The sequence below is a fragment of the Pseudomonas sp. ok272 genome (assembly GCF_900109995.1).
Taxonomy (GTDB): Bacteria; Pseudomonadota; Gammaproteobacteria; order Pseudomonadales; family Pseudomonadaceae; genus Aquipseudomonas.
Genome location: NZ_FOCB01000015.1, coordinates 98,141 through 119,983, shown reverse-complemented (window position 1 = coordinate 119,983; position 21,843 = coordinate 98,141). Strand labels below are relative to the sequence as shown.

The 21,843-nt window shown below is 62.5% G+C and carries 21 protein-coding genes and 1 riboswitch; of the genes, 4 read left to right on the top strand and 17 right to left on the bottom strand.

From position 1 onward, the window contains the following. Positions 1-42 precede the first annotated feature (42 nt). Entirely contained in the window at positions 43-354 is a 312-nt protein-coding gene (locus BMW74_RS20345; protein WP_093425767.1) for a cupin domain-containing protein, read from the bottom strand. A 212-nt stretch (positions 355-566) separates the two neighbouring features. Between BMW74_RS20345 and BMW74_RS20340 the strand changes: the two genes are divergently transcribed. Further along, a complete protein-coding gene (locus BMW74_RS20340) occupies positions 567-4,037 on the top strand; it encodes a hybrid sensor histidine kinase/response regulator (protein WP_093425765.1) in 3,471 nt (1,156 codons plus the stop codon). A gap of 3 nt (positions 4,038-4,040) precedes the next feature. On the opposite strand, the gene rmuC is transcribed toward BMW74_RS20340, so the two are convergent. Together rmuC and BMW74_RS20330 are read right to left on the bottom strand one after the other, a co-directional pair. Next, positions 4,041-5,405: a DNA recombination protein RmuC gene (rmuC, locus tag BMW74_RS20335; RefSeq protein ID WP_175479267.1), complete on the bottom strand. Its 1,365-nt coding sequence runs from the start codon at positions 5,403-5,405 to the stop codon at positions 4,041-4,043. Positions 5,406-5,580: 175 nt separating this feature from the next. Beyond that, complete coding sequence (locus BMW74_RS20330; protein WP_093425761.1) at positions 5,581-5,904, bottom strand: SEL1-like repeat protein; 324 nt, start codon at positions 5,902-5,904, stop codon at positions 5,581-5,583. 964 nt (positions 5,905-6,868) lie between these two features. Here BMW74_RS20330 and BMW74_RS20320 point away from each other — a divergent pair. The 3 genes from BMW74_RS20320 to BMW74_RS20310 all read left to right on the top strand — a co-directional run bounded on the left by BMW74_RS20320 (position 6,869) and on the right by BMW74_RS20310 (position 9,272). Then, positions 6,869-7,093: a hypothetical protein gene (locus tag BMW74_RS20320; RefSeq protein ID WP_007898912.1), complete on the top strand. Its 225-nt coding sequence runs from the start codon at positions 6,869-6,871 to the stop codon at positions 7,091-7,093. Between the two features lie 276 nt (positions 7,094-7,369). Next, entirely contained in the window at positions 7,370-7,852 is a 483-nt protein-coding gene (locus tag BMW74_RS20315; protein WP_093425759.1) for a hypothetical protein, read from the top strand. 145 nt (positions 7,853-7,997) lie between these two features. Next, positions 7,998-9,272: an OmpP1/FadL family transporter gene (locus BMW74_RS20310; RefSeq protein WP_093425757.1), complete on the top strand. Its 1,275-nt coding sequence runs from the start codon at positions 7,998-8,000 to the stop codon at positions 9,270-9,272. 86 nt (positions 9,273-9,358) lie between these two features. Here the strand turns inward: BMW74_RS20310 and BMW74_RS20305 are convergent, their stop codons facing one another. The 14 genes from BMW74_RS20305 to BMW74_RS20240 all read right to left on the bottom strand — a co-directional run bounded on the left by BMW74_RS20305 (position 9,359) and on the right by BMW74_RS20240 (position 21,746). Continuing rightward, positions 9,359-9,910: a glutathione peroxidase gene (locus BMW74_RS20305; RefSeq protein WP_093425755.1), complete on the bottom strand. Its 552-nt coding sequence runs from the start codon at positions 9,908-9,910 to the stop codon at positions 9,359-9,361. A gap of 185 nt (positions 9,911-10,095) precedes the next feature. Then, entirely contained in the window at positions 10,096-11,304 is a 1,209-nt protein-coding gene (locus tag BMW74_RS20300; RefSeq protein ID WP_093425753.1) for an MFS transporter, read from the bottom strand. 53 nt (positions 11,305-11,357) lie between these two features. Beyond that, entirely contained in the window at positions 11,358-11,762 is a 405-nt protein-coding gene (locus BMW74_RS20295; RefSeq protein WP_093425751.1) for a MarR family winged helix-turn-helix transcriptional regulator, read from the bottom strand. Between the two features lie 82 nt (positions 11,763-11,844). Beyond that, positions 11,845-12,576, bottom strand: coding sequence for an adenosylcobinamide-GDP ribazoletransferase (locus BMW74_RS20290; protein ID WP_093425748.1), 732 nt, complete (start codon positions 12,574-12,576; stop codon positions 11,845-11,847). Positions 12,577-12,578: 2 nt separating this feature from the next. Next, positions 12,579-13,154, bottom strand: coding sequence for an alpha-ribazole phosphatase family protein (cobC, locus tag BMW74_RS20285; RefSeq protein ID WP_093425746.1), 576 nt, complete (start codon positions 13,152-13,154; stop codon positions 12,579-12,581). Beyond that, positions 13,151-14,206 (bottom strand): nicotinate-nucleotide--dimethylbenzimidazole phosphoribosyltransferase, encoded by a 1,056-nt coding sequence (gene cobT, locus BMW74_RS20280; protein ID WP_093425744.1) that lies wholly within the window; start codon positions 14,204-14,206, stop codon positions 13,151-13,153. Before cobT ends, cobC begins: the two co-directional genes overlap by 4 nt. Then, positions 14,203-14,724, bottom strand: a complete 522-nt coding sequence (gene cobU / locus BMW74_RS20275) for a bifunctional adenosylcobinamide kinase/adenosylcobinamide-phosphate guanylyltransferase (protein ID WP_093425742.1) — start codon at positions 14,722-14,724, stop codon at positions 14,203-14,205. The genes cobT and cobU overlap by 4 nt, the downstream gene beginning before the upstream one ends. 120 nt (positions 14,725-14,844) lie before the next feature. Further along, positions 14,845-16,296, bottom strand: a complete 1,452-nt coding sequence (locus BMW74_RS20270; protein WP_093425740.1) for a cobyric acid synthase — start codon at positions 16,294-16,296, stop codon at positions 14,845-14,847. After that, positions 16,293-17,285 carry a threonine-phosphate decarboxylase CobD gene (cobD, locus tag BMW74_RS20265; protein WP_093425737.1) on the bottom strand — a complete coding sequence of 331 codons (993 nt, stop codon included), beginning with the start codon at positions 17,283-17,285 and terminating at the stop codon, positions 16,293-16,295. The genes BMW74_RS20270 and cobD overlap by 4 nt, the downstream gene beginning before the upstream one ends. Further along, entirely contained in the window at positions 17,278-18,186 is a 909-nt protein-coding gene (gene cbiB, locus BMW74_RS20260) for an adenosylcobinamide-phosphate synthase CbiB (protein ID WP_093425735.1), read from the bottom strand. The genes cobD and cbiB overlap by 8 nt, the downstream gene beginning before the upstream one ends. After that, complete coding sequence (bluB, locus tag BMW74_RS20255) at positions 18,183-18,833, bottom strand: 5,6-dimethylbenzimidazole synthase (RefSeq protein ID WP_093425732.1); 651 nt, start codon at positions 18,831-18,833, stop codon at positions 18,183-18,185. The genes cbiB and bluB overlap by 4 nt, the downstream gene beginning before the upstream one ends. Next, entirely contained in the window at positions 18,830-20,188 is a 1,359-nt protein-coding gene (locus BMW74_RS20250) for a cobyrinic acid a,c-diamide synthase CobB (protein WP_093425729.1), read from the bottom strand. Before BMW74_RS20250 ends, bluB begins: the two co-directional genes overlap by 4 nt. Continuing rightward, positions 20,185-20,796: a cob(I)yrinic acid a,c-diamide adenosyltransferase gene (gene cobO, locus BMW74_RS20245; RefSeq protein WP_093425725.1), complete on the bottom strand. Its 612-nt coding sequence runs from the start codon at positions 20,794-20,796 to the stop codon at positions 20,185-20,187. The genes BMW74_RS20250 and cobO overlap by 4 nt, the downstream gene beginning before the upstream one ends. A gap of 80 nt (positions 20,797-20,876) precedes the next feature. Next, positions 20,877-21,113, bottom strand: a riboswitch (cobalamin riboswitch). A 99-nt stretch (positions 21,114-21,212) separates the two neighbouring features. Beyond that, positions 21,213-21,746: a C40 family peptidase gene (locus BMW74_RS20240; RefSeq protein ID WP_093425722.1), complete on the bottom strand. Its 534-nt coding sequence runs from the start codon at positions 21,744-21,746 to the stop codon at positions 21,213-21,215. Positions 21,747-21,843: the final 97 nt, after the last annotated feature.

The following is a 21,843-nucleotide window of genomic DNA, read 5'->3' as shown; positions in this document are numbered from 1 at the left end:
GGGTAATATCTCTAACTGTTATCTATTTTGCAGATATAGCCATCAGACGCTGCCTTCCGACTCAATCACCAGCACCCTGGCCACCCCCTGCGGATGAGCGACGTGCTCCGTGCCGACCGCGGCATAAAAAATGTCCCCAACCTCCAACAGCGCAGCCTGCTCGATGCCGTTCTCGCGGTAATGCATTCGCACCTGGCCATCGAGAACAACGAACACTTCCTGGCCATCATTGACGTGCCATTTGTACGGCTGGTCAGTCCAGTGCAAACGCGTGGTGATGCCGTTCATGCTGGCAATATCCAGCGCTGCCCAGGCACGCTCACCGGTGAACGACTTGCTGCGGATGATCTTCATGGCCGGCCAATCCTTTGAGTGAGTACAGTTCAGGTGCCAAGGTTACCCCAAGCACAGGAAACAGCGACGTTGGCGTCACTGGCAGACCTCGCCCGGCCTCTGCGACACCCTGTCGCGCTCAGACCTTGGTCGACACTGACTAAGACGATCCATCGTGCGAGACTGTCAGGCCCGGCACTGGTGTCCCGGGGGTCTTTTTGCCTGGAGTTTCCATGTCGCTGTCCAGCGGGCTGATCGCCGCCGTCGCCCTGGCCTATATGGCCATCATGTTCGCCATCGCCTTCTATGGCGACCGTCGCAGCGCGCCCTTGCCGCCGCGCGTGCGGGCCTGGGTGTACAGCCTGTCGCTGGCGGTCTACTGCACCAGTTGGACGTTCTTTGGTGCGGTCGGCCAAGCCGCCGAGCAACTCTGGTCGTTCCTGCCGATTTACCTGGGGCCGATCCTGCTGCTGCTGTTCGCGCCGTGGGTCCTGCAAAAAATGGTGATGATCAGCAAACAGGAAAACATCACCTCCATTGCCGACTTCATCGCCGCCCGCTACGGCAAGTCGCAATCCCTGGCAGTGGTGGTGGCGCTGATCTGCCTGGTGGGTGTGTTGCCCTACATTGCCCTGCAGCTCAAGGGCATCGTGCTCGGCGTGAACCTGCTGATCGGTGCCGGCGCCGATGCCATGGGCACCCGCGCCCAGGATACGGCGTTGATCGTGTCGCTGATCCTGGCGCTGTTCACCATCGTCTTCGGCACGCGCAACCTCGATGCCACCGAACACCACCGTGGCATGGTGCTGGCGATTGCCTTTGAGTCGCTGGTCAAGCTGTTCGCCTTTCTGGCCGTCGGCGCCTTCGTCACCTATGGGCTGTACGACGGCTTCGACGACCTGTTCGACCAGGCCATGCTCGCCCCACGCCTGGAGCAATACTGGAAGGAAACCATCAACTGGCCCTCGATGGTGGTGCAGACCGGTGTCGCAATGATGGCCATCATCTGCCTGCCCCGGCAGTTCCACGTGACCGTGGTCGAAAACATCGAGCCACAGGACTTGCGCCTGGCCAAATGGGTGTTCCCTGTGTACCTGGCGCTGGCGGCCCTGTTCGTGGTGCCCATCGCCCTGGCCGGGCAAATGCTGCTGCCCAGTTCGGTACTGCCCGATTCGTTCGTGATCAGCCTGCCCCTGGCCCAGGCCCATCCGGCGCTGGCCTTGCTGGCCTTTATTGGGGGCGCATCCGCCGCCACCGGCATGGTGATTGTCGCCAGTGTCGCGTTGTCGACCATGGTCTCCAACGACATGCTCCTGCCCTGGCTGCTGCGCCGTAAAAACGCCGAGCGTCCCTTCGAAGTGTTCCGCCACTGGATGCTCTCGGTGCGCCGCGTGAGCATCGTGGTGATTCTGCTGCTGGCCTATGTCGCCTACCGCCTGCTCGGCTCTACCGCGAGCCTGGCCACCATCGGCCAGATTGCCTTCGCCGCCGTCACCCAACTGGCACCGGCGATGCTCGGTGCACTGTATTGGAAACAGGCCAATCGCCGTGGGGTGTTCGCCGGTCTGGCCGCCGGGACTTTCCTGTGGTTCTACACCTTGATCCTGCCCATCGCCGTCCACAGCATGGGCTGGTCGCTGAGCAGCTTTCCCGGGCTTGACTGGCTCCACAGCAACCCGCTGAACCTACCGATTACCCCGCTGACCCAAGGTGTGGTGCTGTCGCTGGCCGGTAACTTCACCCTGTTTGCCTGGGTCTCGGTGCTGTCGCGCACCCGGGTGTCGGAACACTGGCAGGCCGGCCGCTTCATCGGCCAGGAAATCAGCGCCCGGCCCAATGCGCGCTCGATGCTGGCGGTGCAGATCAACGACCTGCTGCAATTGGCCGCGCGCTTTGTCGGCGAGGAGCGGGCACGCCAAAGCTTCATCCGCTTCGCCTATCGCCAGGGCAAAGGCTTTAACCCGAACCAGAACGCCGACGGCGAGTGGATCGCCCACACCGAACGCTTGCTGGCGGGCGTGCTGGGAGCCTCTTCGACCCGGGCGGTGGTAAAAGCGGCGATTGAAGGCAGGGAGATGCAGCTTGAGGATGTCGTGCGAATCGCCGACGAAGCCTCCGAGGTCCTGCAGTTCAACCGCGCCTTGTTGCAAGGCGCCATCGAGAACATCACCCAGGGCATCAGCGTGGTCGACCAGTCGCTGAAGCTGGTGGCCTGGAACCGCCGCTACCTGGAGCTGTTCGACTACCCGGACGGTCTGATCAGCGTCGGCCGGCCGATTGCCGACATCATTCGCCACAACGCCGAACGCGGGCTGTGTGGCCCAGGCGAAGCCGAAGTCCACGTGGCCCGGCGCCTGCACTGGATGCGCCAGGGTCGCGCCCACACCTCCGAGCGCCTGTTCCCCAACGGCCGGGTGATCGAGTTGATCGGCAACCCGATGCCCGGTGGCGGCTTCGTCATGAGTTTCACCGACATCACCGCGTTCCGCGAGGCCGAGCAGGCCTTGACCGAGGCCAACGAAGGACTGGAACAGCGCGTCACCGAGCGCACCCACGAACTGTCGCAACTCAACGTCGCCCTGACCGACGCCAAGGGCACGGCCGAAATGGCCAACCAGTCGAAAACCCGCTTTCTCACCGCGGTCAGCCACGACCTGATGCAGCCCTTGAACGCGGCACGCCTGTTCTCCGCCGCCCTCTCCCACCGCGACGACGAATTGTCCGCCGATGCCCGGCAACTGGTGCAGCACCTGGACAGTTCGTTGCGCTCCGCCGAGGACTTGATCAGCGACCTGCTGGACATCTCGCGCCTGGAGAACGGCAAGATCACCCCGGACCGCAAACCGTTCGTGCTCAACGAGCTGTTTGACACCCTGGGCGCCGAATTCAAGGCCCTGGCTCAAGAGCAAGGGTTGAAGTTCCGCGTGCGCGGCAGCCAGCTACGGGTCGACAGCGATATCAAGCTGCTGCGCCGGGTCCTGCAGAACTTCCTCACCAATGCGTTCCGCTACGCCAAAGGCCCGGTGCTGCTGGGTGTGCGGCGCAAGGGCGATCAATTGTGCCTGGAGGTCTGGGACCGTGGCCCAGGGATTGCCGAAGACAAGCGCCAGGTGATCTTCGAAGAGTTCAAGCGCCTGGACAGCCACCAGACCCGTGCCGAGAAAGGCCTGGGCCTGGGCCTGGCGATTGCCGACGGGTTATGCCGGGTCCTGGGGCATCGCTTGCAAGTGCGCTCGTGGCCAGGCAAGGGCAGCGTGTTCAGTGTCAACGTGCCGCTGGCCCGCGCGCAGGCGGGCACACGGGGTAAAGCGGCTGAATTGAACGGTCAGTTGCCCACCGGGGCGCAAGTGCTGTGCGTGGACAACGAAGACAGCATTCTGATCGGCATGAACAGCCTGCTGACACGCTGGGGCTGCCGGGTGCATACCGCCCGCAATCGTGATGAATGTGCGGCGCTGCTCAATGCGGGCATGCGTCCACAACTGGCATTGGTGGACTACCACCTGGACGACGGCGAAACCGGTACCGAACTGATGGCCTGGCTGCGTACCCAACTGAATGAGCCGGTGCCCGGCGTGGTGATCAGCGCCGACGGGCGCCCCGAGATGGTGGCCCAGGTGCATGCAGCGGGCCTTGATTACCTGGCCAAACCGGTCAAGCCGGCAGCCTTGCGTGCGTTGTTGAGCCGGCATCTGCCGTTGTAGCGGTTACTCGGGCAGCTCGGCCAAGCCGTCGACATCGGTCATCGCCCGCTCCAGCAAGTCCGCCGGCAGGCTCTTGCTGGCCCGCGCGCCCAGTAACTTGAGCTGCTCGCTGCGACTGACCAGATTGCCGCGTCCCTCGGTCAACTTATTGCGGGCTGCGCTGTAGGCCTTGTCCAGTTGCTGCAAGCGGTTGCCCACCTCGTCCAGGTCCTGGATGAACAGCACGAACTTGTCGTACAGCCAGCCGGCACGCTCGGCGATTTCCCGGGCGTTCTGGGTCTGGCGTTCCTGCTTCCACAGGCTGTCGATGACCCTTAGCGTGGCCAGCAAGGTGGTCGGGCTGACGATGACGATATGCCGGTCGAAGGCCTCTTGAAACAGGTTCGGCTCAGCCTGCAAGGCGGCAGAAAACGCCGCTTCAATGGGCACGAAGAGCAAGACGAAGTCCAGGCTGTGCAAGCCCTCGAGGCGCTTGTAGTCCTTATCGGACAGGCCTTTGACATGATTGCGCAGCGACAGTACGTGCTGCTTGAGCGCGACCTGGCCGATGGCCGCATCGTCCGCCGCGACGTACTGCTGATAAGCCGTCAGGCTGACCTTGGAATCGACCACCACCTGCCTGTCGCCCGGTAGATAAATCAGCACGTCGGGCTGGAAGCGCTCGCCATCGGGGCCTTTGAGGCTGACTTGCGTCTGGTACTCGCGGCCTTTTTCCAGGCCCGCGTGTTCCAGCACGCGCTCCAGGATCAGTTCGCCCCAATTGCCCTGGGTCTTTTGTCCCTTGAGCGCGCGCGTCAGGTTGGTCGCCTCGTCGCTCAAGCGCAGGTTCAGCTGTTGCAGGCGCTCCAACTCCTTGCCCAGCGAGAAACGTTCGCGGGCTTCAGCCTGGTAGCTTTCTTCGACGCGTTTTTCGAAGGATTGAATCCGCTCCTTCAGCGGGTCGAGCAACTGGCCCAAGCGCTGCTGGCTGGTTTCGGCGAAACGCTGCTCACGCTCATCGAAGATTTTTCCGGCGAGTTCCGCGAACTGGGCGCGCAACTCGTCCCGCGAGCCTTGCAGGTCATTCAGGCGTTGCTGGTGGCTTTCCTGCTGCTCGCGCAGTTCGGCGCCAAGGGACGCGACCTGGGCGTCCAGGCGGCGCAACTCAGTCTCCTTGCCGTTGCGCTCCAGGTTCCAGGCATGGGCCGCGTCGCGCGCATTGTCGCGCTCGATCTGCAACAGCTCGACCTCCCGGCGCAAGGCGGCCATCTCGGCTTGCTTGGCCGCATTGGCCTGCCCCAGGTCACTGATTTCATCGCGACATGCATCGAGTTGGGCGTTGAGGCCGTCCTGGGTCAGTTGCGCTGTGCTCAAGCGCTCCTCCAGCAACGACCGCTCGGACCGCGCCGCGCCCAGGCGATGTTGCAGTTGCCACGCCACGACCAGCAACGGCAACGCGGCGCCCGCCAGGCCCAGCAACACACTGGTCAAGTCCATAGCCATGACGACTCCTGCCGAAGAAATAATGCCCGAAGGTTAACCAAGCCACCGAGGCTTGCACAGCTCAGTCTTCGATCTGCCCGAGTTCACGCTGGGCGCGCAGGTCACCGGCTCGCGCGGCCTGTCGCAGCAGGTCCTGGCCGATGCGCCGGTCCCGGGCATTGCCACACTCGCGGCACATCAACTGCCCCAGGCGGCTTTGCGCAGCAACGATCCCTTCGCGTGCCGGTGCCTTGAGCAAGTGCCCGGCGAAATGCTTGACGTTGGGGTTGTCGCCCAGGCGTGGACTGTCGAGCAGCCACTCGGCAACGCGCATCGTGAATCGCTTGGGAGGGGTAACACCTGACGGCGCAGAGGTAACAGAAGTTGATACTGAGCGAAACTTCATAAAGCACTGTGAGGCATATCGGAGGGGGCGCCACTTTACTCTTTTTTTCGCACAGGTAAAGTCGAAATAAGCGGGTACGCCCGTCCTAGAGCAAGCGGCCGGGACAATCCACAGAAGCTGTGGATAACTCAGTGGACAACCCTCCCGGAACTCGCCAGAAGCCCTATGGAATGGGGCTCGCGCTCAAACTGACGATTTTTTCACCAACAAAAAAAAACGATGTTTTTCATTGACTTAAATTTTCACTGCAGGCACCCACTGCCCTTGGAGGGGAAAAGCCTGAGCGGTTACACCTCGCGCAACTAATGTGCACAAGTACCTTTGAGACGGTTGTATCCATGCTCTTTTTTCGGGCACGTTGTAGGAAACCAGTAACACATTGGCCCTGTACGCTCCCCGCTGATCCAGACCAGTGGTTATGTGCCGACGCATGAACCTGGTCCCCGCGCTCACCGCTTCGTAGACACCCACGAAGGCTGTCGCGACGGCAACAGAATGTTTTTACCTAACACACTTCCATTCTTGAATTCAATCGGCTACTATCCGCGGCGTTAGTACCAAGCTGAAAGTCAATTCTGGTCGAACACTTCCTGCGGTATACCTTCCCTAAAGAGAAGCGCCTACCGAGACACGGGAACGACCACCTCGATGGTTTCCAGGTAACGCTTGCGACAACACAGCCTTTGAATCGAATGCAAAGGGTGTTGCCAGGCTCACTTACTCTGACCGAACCAACCTGCAAATTGATCAGGATCTTCACCCCGGGCCCAGAACCTTTGCCCTTGATGTGATGCCTGCCCTCCTAAGTACCTACCTGCCGGCCCAAGCGCGCACATATATAGCGCTTCAACTGGCTGCTTTGTTCCAGTCGGGTTCTTCGTTCGATCAATGGTGATCGGCGTTACTGGAACGTTTTAACGTTGCACGGTTCTTATCCGTGTCATTTGTAGGAACACCAATAATTATGTCGACTCAAATCCATACTCAGGATGCCATTCGCACCCTAACCAACGCTTTTGCACCAATGAACTGCCTGATCATGGCCGCTCGCAAAGGCTGCTTCAGCTTCACCCTGGTCAACGAACACGGTATCGCTCGTCACAGCGAACGCCTGTACCCCGATCAATACTCCAGCGCCGAGCCGCTGCAGGCCGTGATCGAGCGTACCCGTCAGGCACTGGTTGCCTGATACGCCAGAAAGGCTAAAAATCTAAAAAGCCCTGCTCATTTAAGCGGGGCTTTTTATTGCCTGATATTTCCCATTTCAAACTTCCGGCTTAAGTACAAACCGATATAAGGGTTATAACTGGAAGCCGGAAATATTTTAAAAACAGTCCTTTACGCTATGAATATGACACTACACTTCAACTCAAGCGGCGTGTTCCGCTTTCGGCGAGCCTGAGTCGATCCACCGCTGCCAAGCCCCCTTCAGGTATCGCCGCCCACTTCGTCTCATGAGGGATTTATGGGTATCGCCGCCAGCGAACTGTGCCGCTATGTGATCCGCCCTACGCTGATTTATCTGGGGCGCCACAGCACCGCCGCCGAATCCCTGTTACTGGGCATCGCCGCCAGCCAGTCAGCCTTGGGCTCTGCCCTGCATGACCGCCGTGGCCACGGCTTGTACCGGATTGCCGAACCTCGCCATCAGGCGCTCTGGGACCATTACCTGGCACTGGACCCTGAGCGTGCGAGCCTGGTGCGCGGCCTTGCCAGCCAACATGCCTTTCTCAGCGGCCCGCACCTGGAACTGACCGTCAACCTGCGCTACGCCACGGCCATCGCCTGGCTGCTGATAGAAGAGCAACACACCGACTTACCCGAAGCCAATGACCTGCTGGGCATGGCGAGGGTCTGGCGTCACATTTTTCAACCCCAAGGGCGCCTGCGCGATTTCACCGGCGCCTGGCAAGCCTGCGTCTGCCCCGTCAATCAAGTCGCCTGTTGATCGGGCAAATTGCAAGATCGTGGAAAATACCGCGAATCTGGTCGGATTGTCCTACAAAACCGCTCTATCTCAAGGCATACAGCCTATGGCGCTACGGCGAAAATGTTGGTAATTTTCGCCCCGGTGATTACCCGGAGTTCTAATAATGAAAAAAGTCATGCTCAAAAGCACCCTCAGCCTCGCCGTTACCTTGGCATCCACCCAGATCTTCGCCGCTGGCTTTGCCATCAACGAGCACAGCATCAGTGGGATGGGCACTGGTTACGCCGGGCGTTCTTCATCTGCCGATGATGCAAGCACCATCTATGGCAACCCTGCCGGTATGTCGCGCATTACTCGCGAACAAGTGACTGGCGGTGTTGCAATTCTCGATGCCTCTACCGACATCAGCGACGTCAGCGTTGGCCCGAACAAGGGCAGCAACAAGGGCGACATGGTTCCGTTGACCGGCGTGCCTATGGGCTACTACGTCAAGCCTATCGACGAGCACTGGGCGTTCGGTATCGGCGTCTATGTCCCGTTCGGTCTGGTGACCGATTATGAGAACAACTTTGCCGGCCGTTATTTCGGTAGCAAGAGTAAAGTTCAAGTCATCACGTTCCAGCCAACCGTCAGCTATGCCTTCAACGACAAAGTCTCGATCGGCTTTGGTCCGACCATCAACCGTATCGACGGCGAACTGGAGTCGGCCCTGTCGATCACCCAATCGCAGCCGGACGGCAAGGTCAAGATCAAGGGTGACGACACGGCACTGGGCTACAACGTCGGTGTACTGGTTCAAGCAACCGACACCACACGCCTGGGTCTGACGTACCACTCGAAAGTGGACTACAAGCTCGAAGGCAACACCAAGGTCGACTACAGCGTCTTGGGCCTGATTGGCCTGGGTGCCAACCAGAAGTACGATGCGTCGCTGAAGATCACGACCCCTGAGTCGGTGGACTTCTCGGTCACTCAAGTGCTGAACGACAAGTGGACCGCCTATGCCGGTAGCACCTGGACGCGCTGGAGCCGCCTGAAAGACATCACCGTCAAAAACTCCGGTGTCCAGCCAGGCCTGCCGGGCCAGTTCTTTGACGAGATCACCGAAGAGCAGAACTGGCACGACACCTGGGCCTTCGCCGTGGGTACGTCGTATCAGTTGAACAAAGAGTGGGTACTGCGTTCCGGCCTGTCGTTCGACCAGTCGCCGACCAACAACGTTGACCGCTCGCCACGCATCCCGACGGGCGACCGCCGGGCAATCAGCTTCGGTGCCGGCTACAGCCCAACCGACGACCTGACCATCGACCTGGCGGTGTCTTACCTCAAGGAAGAAGACGTCTCGGTCAACAACCACAACGAGCAAGGCCAGTCCTACAGTGCCAAGTACCAAAACTCGGCGTTCGGCTATGGCCTGGGTGCAACCTACCGCTTCTGATTCACTGCGGGCCTGAACGGACCGCCAGTTGAATTGAAAAAGCCCCGCTCTGTGCTACAGAGGCGGGGCTTTTTAGTGGGCGTCGATCACGGCTTTGAAGCGATGGCCTGCTCGACCGCCGCGATAAAGTCTGGGTTATCCGGCTTGGTCAGGCTGGAGAAACTGCCGATGACGTTGCCCTGGCGGTCGACCACGTACTTGTAGAAGTTCCACTTCGGCGCACTGCTTTGCTCGGCAAGCACTTTGAACAGGTGGGTGGCGTCGGCACCGCGCACCGGCTGGGGCTCGGTCATGGTAAAGGTCACGCCGTAGTTGACGTAACAGACCTTGGCCGTCTCGGCACCATCCTTGGACTCCTGCTTGAAGTCATTGGACGGCACGCCGAGCACTTCCAGCCCTTGCCCCTTGTAATGCTGATTCAGCGCCTCAAGGCCCTTGAACTGCGGGGCGAAGCCACAGAAGCTGGCGGTGTTGACCACCACCAGGGGTTTGCCCGCATAACGCTGGCACAGGTCGATGGATTCCTTGCTGTGCAACTGGGTCAGCGACCCCTGCAACAAGGGCGGGCAATCAGCCGCCAGCACCGAGCCACCGACGCAGAGAATAAGAGCGGGAACTGCAAGCCAACGCCACGGCATATCGCGCGTCCTAAAAAGTGATCAGAGGGTGACGTTACTCGCCCCTTCCCGTCACTAGCAAGCACCGATTCAGCACGCGCCCATCCCGAGCTGCATCATCGCCAACCCACCCTGGTGCCAACCCCACCAGGCCAACGCCAGTAGCGTCCCGACAGCCAGGGCCAGCAACGTTCCAGCAACCCTGCTCACACCGCACCCGCCTGGACCTGAAGACGTGCCACCGGCCGCTCACGCACCGGCCAGTTCAAGGCGGCCGCCAACAGGCTGAGAACAATCGCTACTTGCCAGATCAAGTCGTAGTTTCCTGTACGGTCGTAAACCACCCCGCCCAACCAGCCGCCGAGGAATGAGCCCAACTGGTGAAAGAGGAACACTATCCCACCCAGCATAGAGAGATTTCGCACGCCGAACATCGTGGCTACCGTGCCGTTGGTCAAGGGCACCGTGGACAACCACAAGAATCCCATCGCCATGCCAAACAAGTAAGCGCTGGTCTGGGTGACCGGCAGCCACAGGAACAGCCCGATCACCACCGCCCGCAACAGGTACAGCCCCGTGAGCAGGCGCGGTTTGGACATACGCCCGCCGAGCCAACCTGCGGTATAGGTGCCGAAGATATTGAACAGGCCAATCAACGCCAGCACCGTGGTGCCCACCGTGGCCGGCAAGTGTTGATCCACCAGGTACGCCGGCAAGTGCACGCCGATGAATACCACCTGGAAACCACAGACAAAGAAGCCAAATGCCAGCAACCAGAATCCCGAGTGCGAACACGCCTCGCGCAACGCCTCGCGAAGGGTTTGCTCATGCCCCAGGACCGGCAGCGGCTTGTCCTTGAGCATGCTCACCAGCGGCACGATCAGCGCGACCACCAGGCCCAGCACCAACAGTGCCGTCGACCACCCGAGCCAACCGATCAACCCAAGCGTGCCCGGCAGCATGGCGAATTGGCCGAACGACCCGGCCGCACTGGCGATCCCCATGGCCATGCTGCGTTTCTCCGCGGGTACTGCACGCCCGACGACGCCCAGGATCACCGAGAACGACGTGCCAGAGAGGCCGATACCAATCAACAGTCCGGCACTCAGCGACAAGGTCAGCGCCGAATCAGACAAGCCCATGAACACCAGGCCTACGGCGTACAGCACGCCACCGATCAGCACCACTTTGGCCGCGCCGAAGCGGTCCGCCAGCGCCCCGGTAAACGGCTGCGCCAGCCCCCAGATCAAGTTCTGCAAGGCAATGGCAAAAGCGAACACCTCACGGCCCCAGCCAAACTGCGCGCTCATCGGCGGCAGAAACAAGCCGAAGCCATGCCGAACCCCCAATGACAACGCCAAGATCAGCGCACTTCCAAGTAGAACCCAACCGCTGGTACGCCACATCGATGTCATTGTTATTCTCCACTCGCGGGTATATACCCGCTTAAAATCGCAAACAACCCGCCTCAGGCGAGTTCATCCAGCAAGGCCAGCAAGGTTGCACGCTTCTCCACACCCAGGCGATCAATCAACCGCTGCTGCGCCGCCTCCCAGGCCGGCAGCGCCGCCGCCAGGCGCTCACGCCCGGTTTCGGTCAGTTGTACGATACGGTTGCGCTGATCTTCACCTTCCACCAGCCTGACCAGTCCCTCGCCCTCCAGCACCCGCAGGTTACGCCCCAGGGTGCTGCGATCCAGCCCCATGGCTTCGGCCAAGGTGGAAATGCTCGGCTGATCCAGGCGCTGCAGGTTGCACAGCAACGAATACTGGGCGACGTTGATCCCGAAGCCGTCGAGAGCGCCGTCGTAGTGCCTGCTGACGCCACGAGCAGCGCGACGCAGGTTGGTGCATAAACATTGAGAGGCTAGCATGGTGCGTGTATATACCCGCGACTAAGTGAACGCAAGCGCAATGATCGCACGCGCACAAGGCTCCGGTAGGTCAACATGGTCTTCACGCCAGCGCCAACCCCACCAGCACCGCCACTTCCAGCAATTCCAGGAGGGCGCCAGCCGTATCACCGGTAGTGCCTCCCAGACGTCGCAGCATCACCTGGCGCAAGACAAAGAACACCACAACCGCGACCGCCAGGGCCAGCGCACCACGCCAGCCCGCCATCAGCAGGCATGCCAGTGCGCTGAGTGCCAGCACCTGCACCCCCCGCTGGCGCGGCAGGTGGTCGGCCAGTGCCTGTCCCAACCCACCGGCGCGCACATACGGGGTGCTGAGGAACAACCCGAGCAACGCGCTACGACCGATCAACGGTGCGAGGATCAGCCCTACTGTCGCGTGCTGCTCAATCAATGCCAGCAAGGCGGCGAACTTGAGCAGCAGCACCAACACCAGCGTCACGACGGCAATCGGTCCGCTGCGCGGATCCTTCATGATGGTCAGCGTCCGCTCACGATCACCAAAGCCGCCCAGCCAGGCGTCGGCGCTGTCAGCCAGGCCATCCAGGTGCAAGCCGCCGCTGAGCACCACCCAGGCACTCAGCAGGATTGCGGCGTGCAGCACACTCGGTGCGCCCTGCAACAGCGCGTTCAACCCCCACAGCACGGCACCAAACAGCAGCCCCACCAGTGGATAGCACAGCAACGAGCGCCCCAACTGCTGGGGCGACGGCATGCCGGGCAAACGAACCGGCAGACTGCTCAAGAACTGTAGGGCGATCCAGAATGGCAACATCCTCAGCCCTCTTCAGTCAGCCGCGCATCGGCTTCGACACGCAGCGAAAACAGCGCGCCATGACCGACTTCAACATTCAGCAACTGCTCACGCGGCAAGCCCCGTGCCCGCGCGAGCAGCAAGCGCATGACCCCGCCGTGACTGACCAGCAACACGCGCTGCCCGGCATAGGCCTGGCGCATACGCTCGACGCCCGCCAGCACCCGCGTGCTGAACGCCGTTACCGGCTCACCTTGCGGTGGCGTAAACGCATAAGGGTCGGCCCAGAAGCGCCCCAACGCATCGGCATCGGTTTCCATCAGGGCCGCCGCGCTGCGCCCTTCCCAGAGGCCGAAGTGCAGCTCCTGCAGGTCTGGGTCCAGCGTGACCGGCAGTTGCAAGTGCGCGCCCAACGCTTCGGCAAACCGTGCGCAGCGTTGCAGCGGCGAACTGACCAGGCAATCCCATGGACCCCGATCCATCACCGCCGCCCGCATCTGCTCCCAGCCTTTGGCCGTGAGTGCATCATCGAGGCTGCCACGCAGGCCACCGCCGAGTTCGGTTTCACCATGGCGCAGCACGTCCAGGTGCAGGGTCATGCCGGGCGGTCGGCAACCGCCGCCTCGGCAAAGGTCGCCATTTGCCCGTGCAGGTCACACGCCAGGCGTAGCAACGGCACCGCCAGCGCCGCTCCGCTGCCCTCGCCCAGGCGCAGGCCAAGGTCGAGCATCGGTTGCGCGCCCAGGACTTGCAACACATGACGATGACCCGGCTCCGCGCCCCGATGCCCAAACAACAGCCAGTCGCGGCACCCCGGATTCAGGCGCACCGCAACCAATGCCGCAACGCTGCAAATAAACCCATCCACCAGCACCGCGACGCCTTCCTGGGCGCATGCCAGATAAGCGCCGACCAGCGCAGCGATTTCGAACCCGCCGAGGTTGAACAAGGTCTGCAATACGTCGCCGCGCTGCGCCGCATGCAGGGCCAGGGCGCGCTCGATAACCTGGGCCTTATGGCTGACACCGGCGACGTCCAGGCCGGTCCCGGGCCCGGTCATCTGCGTGACCGGGCAATCGAGCAGGCTGCAGGCCAACGCACTGGCGGCCGTGGTGTTGCCGATGCCCATTTCGCCGCCGATAAATACATCGGCGCCCTGGGCAATCGCCCGGCTCACACTGTCGCGTCCGGCCTGCAAGGCGAGTACGCCCTGGGCCGGGGTCATCGCCGGACCCTGGACGAAGTTCGCGGTGCCCGCGCCCAGATGCAGGTGACGTACGCCCGGCAAGCTCAAGGATGGCGTCACTGTGCCCAGGTCGACGACTTCCAGGTGCGCGTGTAGCTGGCGCGCCAACACACTGATGGCCGCCCCGCCGTTGACGAAGTTGTGCAGCATCTGCCCGGTGACGGCCTGCGGGAACGCCGAGACCCCTTCGGCGACCACCCCGTGGTCACCGGCAAAAATGGCGATCCACGGCTGCTCCAGGCTCGGTTTGACCCGGCCCTGCAACCCGGCCAGTTGCACCGCCAGCGACTCCAGTTGGCCAAGGGAACCGGCCGGCTTGGTCAGTTGCTGCTGCCGGGCGAGCGCTTGATCGCGAACGTCGGTGTTGATCGGTTGGCACGGGGTCAGCCACCAGCATTCAGTCATAACGCAATACCTTTCAAAGTCAGGGGCAGGCCGGCGACGGTCAGGACGACACGCTGACAGCGCTCAGCCAGGGCTTGATGCAACCAACCGGCTTCATCGACGTAGCGGCGGGTCAATTCGCCCAGCGGCACGACCCCCATTCCGGTTTCATTGCTGACGAAAATAATCTCACCCGGCAGCGCAGCCAGGCACTCAAGCAACGCTTCGCGCTCAAGGGCCAGGCGCTCAGGGTGATCGAGCATCAGCAGGTTGGTCAGCCACAGGGTCAGGCAATCCACCAGCAGGCAGCGTTCGGCGCTCGCGGTATCGCGCAGGACCCGCGCCAGCTCGACAGGCTCCTCGATCAGCGCCCATTCAACCGGGCGACGCTCGCGATGATGGGCCACGCGGGCATTCATCTCACCGTCCAGCGGTTGGCTGGTGGCGATATAGGTCACCGCCAGGCCACTGTCGGTGGCGAGTTTTTCGGCCAGGCGGCTTTTGCCGGAGCGGGCACCGCCGAGGATTAACTGGAGCATGGTCGTACCTTCAAATTGATGGTGCGGCGGCAGATGTCTTCGCGAGCAGGCTCGCTCCCACCCTTGAGCGCATTCCAGTGTGGGAACGAGCCTGCTCGCGCAAGGGTCATCAAAAACACCTCAAATCCCACAGAGTTCACCCAACAACCGGGTATCCAGATGCTTCTCCACCAGGTCCGCCAACCGTTCGATATCGCGCCCGCGCAAGGCGTGGTAATCCACCTCCTGCACGTCCTGCAAGCCGGCCCAACGCAACAATGCGCTGCATGCCGCCGGCGACTCGAACAGGCCATGCAGATAGGTGCCCAGCACCTGGCCGTCGGCACTCTGCGCGCCGTCGCTGCGTCCGTCGTCCAGCCTCACCGCGGCCCGCTCAAGGGCCACGCCGTGGGTAACACCGGCGTGAATCTCATAGCCACTGACCTCGGCGTCTTCCAGCGTCAGGCGGCCCCTCACGTTGCGCAGTTGCTTCTCGGCTTCGAGCACGGTTTCAAACGCCAGCAGCCCCAGCCCGGCACTGGAGCCGGCCGCACCTTCCAGCCCCAATGGATCGTGCAGGTGCTCGCCGAGCATTTGCAGGCCACCGCAGATCCCCAGCACCTTGCCGCCATAGCGCAGATGCCGGGCGATGGCGTTGTCCCAGCCATTGGCACGCAGGTAGAGCAAGTCACTGCGCACACTTTTGGAGCCCGGCAGGATCATCAGGTCGGCGGGAGGAATCGGCTGGCCTGGGCCGATGAACTGCAAGTCGACCTGGGGATGCAGGCGCAGCGGGTCAAAATCGGTGTGGTTGCTGATCCGCGGCAACACCGGCACCACCACCTTGAGCACCTGGTCGGCCTTGTCGGTCTGGCGCTGATCGATGCCATCCTCGGCTTCCAGGTGCAAGTCCATGACATAGGGCAGCACGCCGATCACCGGCTTGCCGGTGCGCGCTTCCAGCCAGTCCAGGCCCGGTTGCAGCAAGGCAATGTCGCCGCGAAAGCGATTGATGATGAAGCCCTTGACCCGCGCCTGCTCGCTGGCGGACAGCAGTTCCAGGGTGCCCACCAGATGGGCAAACACACCGCCGCGATTGATGTCGGCGATCAGCACCACCGGGCAATCCACCGCCTCGGCAAAGCCCATGTTGGCGATATCGCCGGCACGCAAGTTGATCTCGGCCGGAGAGCCGGCACCTTCGACCATCACCACCGGATAGGCCGCGCTCAGCCGTTGGTGAGAGGCCAGCACCGCCTGCATGGCGATGGCTTTATAGTCGTGATACGCCACCGCGTTCATGCTGGTCACGGCGCGCCCGTGAATGATCACTTGGGCGCCCGTGTCGCTGTTGGGCTTGAGCAACACCGGGTTCATGTCGGTGTGCGGTTCCAGGTTGGCGGCCTGGGCCTGTACGGCCTGGGCACGGCCGATCTCGCCGCCGTCAGCGGTCACCGCGCTGTTGAGCGCCATGTTCTGTGGTTTGAACGGCACCACGCGGACGCCCTGGCGAGTCAGCCAACGGCACAGCGCCGTGACCAGGGTACTTTTACCGGCATCGGAGGTGGTGCCTTGCACCATCAACGTGGTCATGGCGTTTCCTTGGCATAGTCTTGGAACGCGCGCTCCAGGCGCAACCAATCGACATCATCGGTCGGCAAGCCAAAGCGCAGGCTGCTGTTGTGGCTGAACAGGCGCAATAAAATGCCCTGCTGCGCCATGAATTCGTACAGGTGCTCGGCACGCTCGGTGATCAGCCATTGAAACAGCGCGCAACCACCCTGCGGCTTGAAGCCATGACGCGCCAGGGTGTGCGCCAGGCGCAGGCTGGCTTCCTCGCTGCGCAGACGCTGGCGAGCATGGCCCTCGGTATCGCGCAGGCAAACCTGGCCGAGGATTCGTGTCGGTCCGCTGACACTCCAGGGCCCAACCTGCTCGGCGAGCAACTTGAGCAACTTGCGCTCGGCCAGCACAAAACCCAGCCGTACCCCGGCCAAGCCAAAGAACTTGCCGAACGAACGCAACACAATCAATCCGACGCGATTGGCGTGGGCCGCCAGGCTCAGGTGCGGGGTGTTGTCCATGAAGGCTTCATCGACCACCAGCCAGCCACCGCGCTGGGCCAATCGCGTGTGCCAGTCGAGCAGGCGCTCGGGGGCCAGGCTCAGTCCCGTGGGGTTATTGGGGTTGACCACCACCAGCACATCCAGGGAATCGATAAAGAAATCGACTTCCTGCTCCAGCACTTCGCGCACGATGTAGCCACCGCGACGCCAGGCTTCGGCGTGCTCGGCATAACACGGGGAAAGCACACCGACCTTGCCGGCACGGCGCAGGCGCGGCAACAACTGGATGGCCATTTGCGAGCCGGCCACCGGCAACACGTGGGCAGCACCGTAGTATTCGCACGCGGCCTGCTCCAGGCCGTCATCGGTTTCCGGCAGGCGTGCCCAGGCCCGCAACGGGATCGGCGGGACCGGCCACGGCCACGGCGCCAGCCCACTGGACAGGTCAAGCCAATCGGCTTCGGCAATGCCATAGCGCAAGGCCGCCTGGCGCAGGCGGCCACCGTGTTCAAGCATAAAACTCGGCTCCCACGCACAAGACCAGCAGCCACAACCAGACCCCGCGCTGCACCAGTTGCCAGCCACGGTCGATGGCGTCGGCATCGGCCGGCGCACCTTCGCCCAAGGGTGGACGCTGGTGCAGTTCGCCGTGATAGATCGCCGCTCCGCCCAGCTCGACACCCAGGGCGCCGGCGCCGGCAGCCATCACGGGCCCGGCATTGGGGCTGTCCCACGTCCGGCCCTGGGTGCGCCAGCATTTGAGTGCCAGGCGCGTCTTGCCCAACAGCGCGTAGGTCAAGGCCACCAGGCGCGCAGGAAAGTAGTTGAGGAGGTCATCGATTTTTGCCGCGGCCCAGCCAAAGCGCTCGAAGCGCTCATTGCGGTAACCCCACATCGCATCCAGCGTGTTGCTCAGGCGATAGAGCACCACGCCCGGCACACCGGCCACGACAAACCAGAACAACGCGGCAAACACCGCATCACTGCCGTTCTCCAGCACCGACTCGGTCGCCGCCCGGGCGACCTCGGTAGCGTCCAGCTCGCTGGTCTGCCGACTGACCAGATAGCCAACCCGCGTGCGCGCCTCCTCCAGGTCACCGCTGCGCAGCGCCTGGGCCACCGGCGCGACATGCTCGCCCAGGCTGCGCATCCCCAGGGCGCAGTAGAGCGCGAGGATCTCGACGATCCAGCCGACATAGGGTGCCCAGGACAACGCCGTGGCCAACAGGACCAGCGGCACCACCGTAATCACCCAGGCGGTGACACCGTGACTGCGCCAGCCTCGCCCCGCGGAGTTGAACCGTTGCTCGATGCGCTCGGCAAACCGCCCGAACGCCACCAACGGATGCCAGCGCTTGGGCTCTCCCAGCAGCGCATCCAGCGCAACTCCGGCGACGCTCAGCAAGGCCACACTCATTGATTCACTCCCCAAAAATTCTCATACAACAGTTCATCCAGTGGACGCTCTTGCGCCCAGCCTTCCAGCACCAGCATCGGCGCCGGATAGAACGCCTGCACAGGCCCCAGGCACAACACCGCCAAGGGTTTGGCACCGGCCGGCAGCTTCAGCAGCTCGGCCAGCGCCTGCGGTTCGAACAGCGAGACCCAGCCCATGCCCAGACCTTCGGCACGGGACGCCAGCCACAGATTCTGGATCGCACAGGACAACGAGGCCATGTCCATTTCCGGCAAGGTGCGACGGCCAAAGATGTGCCGCTCGCGATCATCCATCAAGGCGGCAACCAGCACCTCGGCACATTCGCTGATCCCTTCGACCTTGAGCTTCATGAACTCATCGGTGCGCTCGCCCAACGCTTCGGCGGTGCGCACCCGCTCTTGCTCCACCAACTGCTGGATCTGCCCGCGCAGGGCCGGGTCACTGATGCGAATGAAGCGCCAAGGCTGCATCAGGCCGACACTCGGCGCCTGGTGTGCAGCCTGCAGCAGTCGTCGCAGCAACGCGGGCGCCACCGTGCCACCACTGAAGTGGCGCATGTCGCGACGCTCGGCTATCGCTCGATAGACCGCCGCCCGTTCTGACTCGGAAAATGCGTTGTCGGTCATGGTCGCTTCGCGAGCAGGCTCGCTCCCACTGATGAACCGGTGCTGCCTGAGGACACTCGATCCGGTGCCAACAGGGCCGCTATCGCCGCGGGATTGGACGGGAAGTAAAAGTGCACGTAGGAGGCGGTCATCCGCCCCTTGCGATACACCGCCTCGGCACCGCGCCCGCCATTGGGGCTTTGGCCCCGGGCAATTGGCGCAAGTTCGGTACTGGTCAAGGAATGGTGATAGGTATGGCCGCGCAGGGTGCCTTCGGGCAATTCCACCGCTTGCAGGGCCAAGGCCGCCAGACGGGTTTGCATCATCGCTTCACCGGCCAGCAGCCCGACCAACTCGGCGCGCGTGCCGTCGACATCGGTCAAGGCATCGAGCAGATACAACATGCCGCCGCATTCGGCGAGCAATGGCTTGTCCGCCCGATGGTGGGCGCGGATGGCGTCGAGCATGGGACGGTTTTGCGCCAGGACAACGTGGTGCAACTCCGGGTAACCACCCGGCAGATAGAGGCTGTCCGCGTCCGGCAGTTGCCGGTCATGGATCGGTGAGAAGAAGTGCAACTCAGCCCCCATCGCCCGCAACAGATCCAGGCTCGCGCCATAGGTAAAGGCAAACGCCTCGTCCCGGGCCACGGCGATGCGCACACCGGCCAGTAACGGTTCGACCACGATCTCATCGGGCGCCGCGAACTCGACCGCCGGGGGCAGCGCGACCTCGCAACTGCTGGCCAACGCGTCTGCAGCGGCGTCGAGGCGCACATCCAAGTCATTCAGCTCGCTGGCCTGCACCAGGCCCAAGTGCCGACTCGGCAACTCGATGCCGGTTTCCCGGGACAATGCGCCGTACCAGCGCAAGCCTTCGGTGAGGCTGCCTTCAAGTAGTTGGGCATGGCGTACCGTGCCGACTCGGTTGGCCAACACGCCAGCGAACGGCAAGTCCGGCTGGTAGCGCGCCAAGCCCAGGGCCAGTGCCCCGAACGTCTGGGCCATGGCGGTACCGTCAATCACCCCCAGCACCGGCACGCCAAAATGCCGCGCCAAGTCGGCACTCGACGGTGTGCCGTCGAACAACCCCATCACGCCTTCGATCAGGATCAGGTCGGCATCGAGGGCGGCTTCCCACAGCAGCCGTCGACTTTCCTGCTCACCGACCATCCACATGTCCAACTGATAGACCGGCGCACCGCTGGCGCGCTCGAGAATCATCGGGTCGAGAAAGTCCGGGCCACACTTGAACACCCGCACCTTGCGCCCCTGATTGCGATGCAATCGGGCCAACGCGGCAGTGACGGTGGTCTTGCCCTGACCGGAAGCCGGCGCGGCGATAAGTACCGCTGGGCAATAGCGAGGTTGGCTCACAGCTCGACGCCTTTTTGCGCCTTGATCCCCGCCTGGAACGCATGCTTGATCACGCCCATTTCAGTGACGGTGTCGGCCAACTCGATCATTTCCGGCTTGGCGCCGCGCCCCGTCACCACCACGTGCTGCATGGGCGGACGAGCCTGCAAGTCGCTGAGCACCTGATCGAGATCCAAGTAACCGTGCTTGAGGGCGATGTTCAACTCATCCAGCACCACCAGACCTATCGCCGGGTCACGCAGCAGTTCGCGGGACACCTGCCAAGCCGCTTCAGCGGCAGCGATATCGCGCTGACGGTCCTGGGTTTCCCAGGTAAACCCTTCGCCCATCACATGGAAGCGCACCTGCTCCGGGAAACGCCGAAAGAACAGTTCCTCGCCCGTGCTGTTGCGGCCCTTGATGAACTGGACCACGCCGCACTGCATGCCGTGGCCCATGGCACGTGCCAGCATGCCGAACGCCGAACTGCTCTTGCCTTTGCCGTTGCCGGTCAACACCAGTAGCAGGCCACATTCGTTGGGCGAGTTGGCGATGCGCTCATCAATCACGGCTTTTTTGCGCAGCATGCGCGCCAGATGGCGTTCGTCACGATCAGGGGAATCAGTCATGGGGGAGCTCTCCGTTGAGGCTGGATAACGGCGGGCAGGCATAAGAATTGACGGCACGAAGCCTGGCATCGCCCACCGTGATGCCACTGGATGGATCAGGCCGGTCTCCGGACTCATGAGCGGCCGTCAGGCCCGGCTGCGCGCCTTCCCATGTCGATCTTCGACACAGTGGCTCAAAGCGCAGCGTTTACTCATTCACCGTTGCGGGGGCAGCGCCGGGATCGTCGCGCGCTCAACCAAGAACGCACCCTCACCGGCTTCCCTGTTTCACTCGATCGACCCATAGGTCACCAAGCACCTGAAACAAGCCGCGAAGGTTAGAGGGTTGGGGGTGGAGCGTCAATTAAAGCTCGGCCTGTGCGGCTAAAGAACCGCTGCGGGCCACGTGACAAAGCGGCCAGGGCGGCCGCCACGCACTAGGGATTGCGCGCCAGGTGTTCCGGGGTGATGACCCGCTTGGCGCTCAGGTAGGCTTTCTGCCAGTACGCCTTGGACAGGCTGTCCAGCTTGACCGTACCGCCGGTGGCTGGTGCATGAACGAAGCGACCTTCGCCGACATAGATACCCGCGTGACTGACACGAGAACCACCACTCGTCGCGAAGAAAATCAGATCACCGGTTTGCAAGGCTTCTTTACCCACGCTCGGCGCCTGCATACCAATCATTTCGCCCGTGGTGCGTGGCAAAGAGATGCCCGCCGCATCGCGATAGACATAGCCGATCAAGCCACTGCAATCAAAACCCGAGTCCGGTGTATTGCCGCCCCAACGATAAGGTGTGCCGACCAAACCCAACGCACGAAACAGCACGTCTTCAGCCGCGGGGGAGAATGCTTGCGAGGAGGAGAAAACCGGCGCACGCACCACGTTGGCGGGCGGCGGTGTACGACTGGCGCAGGCGCTGAGAAGCGCGGCGAAGAACATTATTGCTAGGCGGGCCGACATCGTCATTAAAGAACATCCTGATCAGGCTGCGGCGTTCTCTGCGCAGAGGCTGAAAACAAAACCGCGTAAGCAGGGCTTACGCGGTTAGTTGATCAACAATAGA

Bases quoted from the DNA above. Each gene is read 5' to 3' on its own strand.
- BMW74_RS20345 (WP_093425767.1), bottom strand. From the start codon at position 354: ATGAAGATCATCCGCAGCAAGTCGTTCACCGGTGAGCGTGCCTGGGCA.
- BMW74_RS20340 (WP_093425765.1), top strand. From the start codon at position 567: ATGTCGCTGTCCAGCGGGCTGATCGCCGCCGTCGCCCTGGCCTATATG.
- BMW74_RS20330 (WP_093425761.1), bottom strand. From the start codon at position 5,904: ATGAAGTTTCGCTCAGTATCAACTTCTGTTACCTCTGCGCCGTCAGGT.
- BMW74_RS20320 (WP_007898912.1), top strand. From the start codon at position 6,869: ATGTCGACTCAAATCCATACTCAGGATGCCATTCGCACCCTAACCAAC.
- BMW74_RS20315 (WP_093425759.1), top strand. From the start codon at position 7,370: ATGGGTATCGCCGCCAGCGAACTGTGCCGCTATGTGATCCGCCCTACG.
- BMW74_RS20310 (WP_093425757.1), top strand. From the start codon at position 7,998: ATGAAAAAAGTCATGCTCAAAAGCACCCTCAGCCTCGCCGTTACCTTG.
- BMW74_RS20305 (WP_093425755.1), bottom strand. From the start codon at position 9,910: ATGCCGTGGCGTTGGCTTGCAGTTCCCGCTCTTATTCTCTGCGTCGGT.
- BMW74_RS20300 (WP_093425753.1), bottom strand. From the start codon at position 11,304: ATGACATCGATGTGGCGTACCAGCGGTTGGGTTCTACTTGGAAGTGCG.
- BMW74_RS20295 (WP_093425751.1), bottom strand. From the start codon at position 11,762: ATGCTAGCCTCTCAATGTTTATGCACCAACCTGCGTCGCGCTGCTCGT.
- BMW74_RS20290 (WP_093425748.1), bottom strand. From the start codon at position 12,576: ATGTTGCCATTCTGGATCGCCCTACAGTTCTTGAGCAGTCTGCCGGTT.
- cobC (WP_093425746.1), bottom strand. From the start codon at position 13,154: ATGACCCTGCACCTGGACGTGCTGCGCCATGGTGAAACCGAACTCGGC.
- cobT (WP_093425744.1), bottom strand. From the start codon at position 14,206: ATGACTGAATGCTGGTGGCTGACCCCGTGCCAACCGATCAACACCGAC.
- cobU (WP_093425742.1), bottom strand. From the start codon at position 14,724: ATGCTCCAGTTAATCCTCGGCGGTGCCCGCTCCGGCAAAAGCCGCCTG.
- BMW74_RS20270 (WP_093425740.1), bottom strand. From the start codon at position 16,296: ATGACCACGTTGATGGTGCAAGGCACCACCTCCGATGCCGGTAAAAGT.
- cobD (WP_093425737.1), bottom strand. From the start codon at position 17,285: ATGCTTGAACACGGTGGCCGCCTGCGCCAGGCGGCCTTGCGCTATGGC.
- cbiB (WP_093425735.1), bottom strand. From the start codon at position 18,186: ATGAGTGTGGCCTTGCTGAGCGTCGCCGGAGTTGCGCTGGATGCGCTG.
- bluB (WP_093425732.1), bottom strand. From the start codon at position 18,833: ATGACCGACAACGCATTTTCCGAGTCAGAACGGGCGGCGGTCTATCGA.
- cobO (WP_093425725.1), bottom strand. From the start codon at position 20,796: ATGACTGATTCCCCTGATCGTGACGAACGCCATCTGGCGCGCATGCTG.
- BMW74_RS20240 (WP_093425722.1), bottom strand. From the start codon at position 21,746: ATGACGATGTCGGCCCGCCTAGCAATAATGTTCTTCGCCGCGCTTCTC.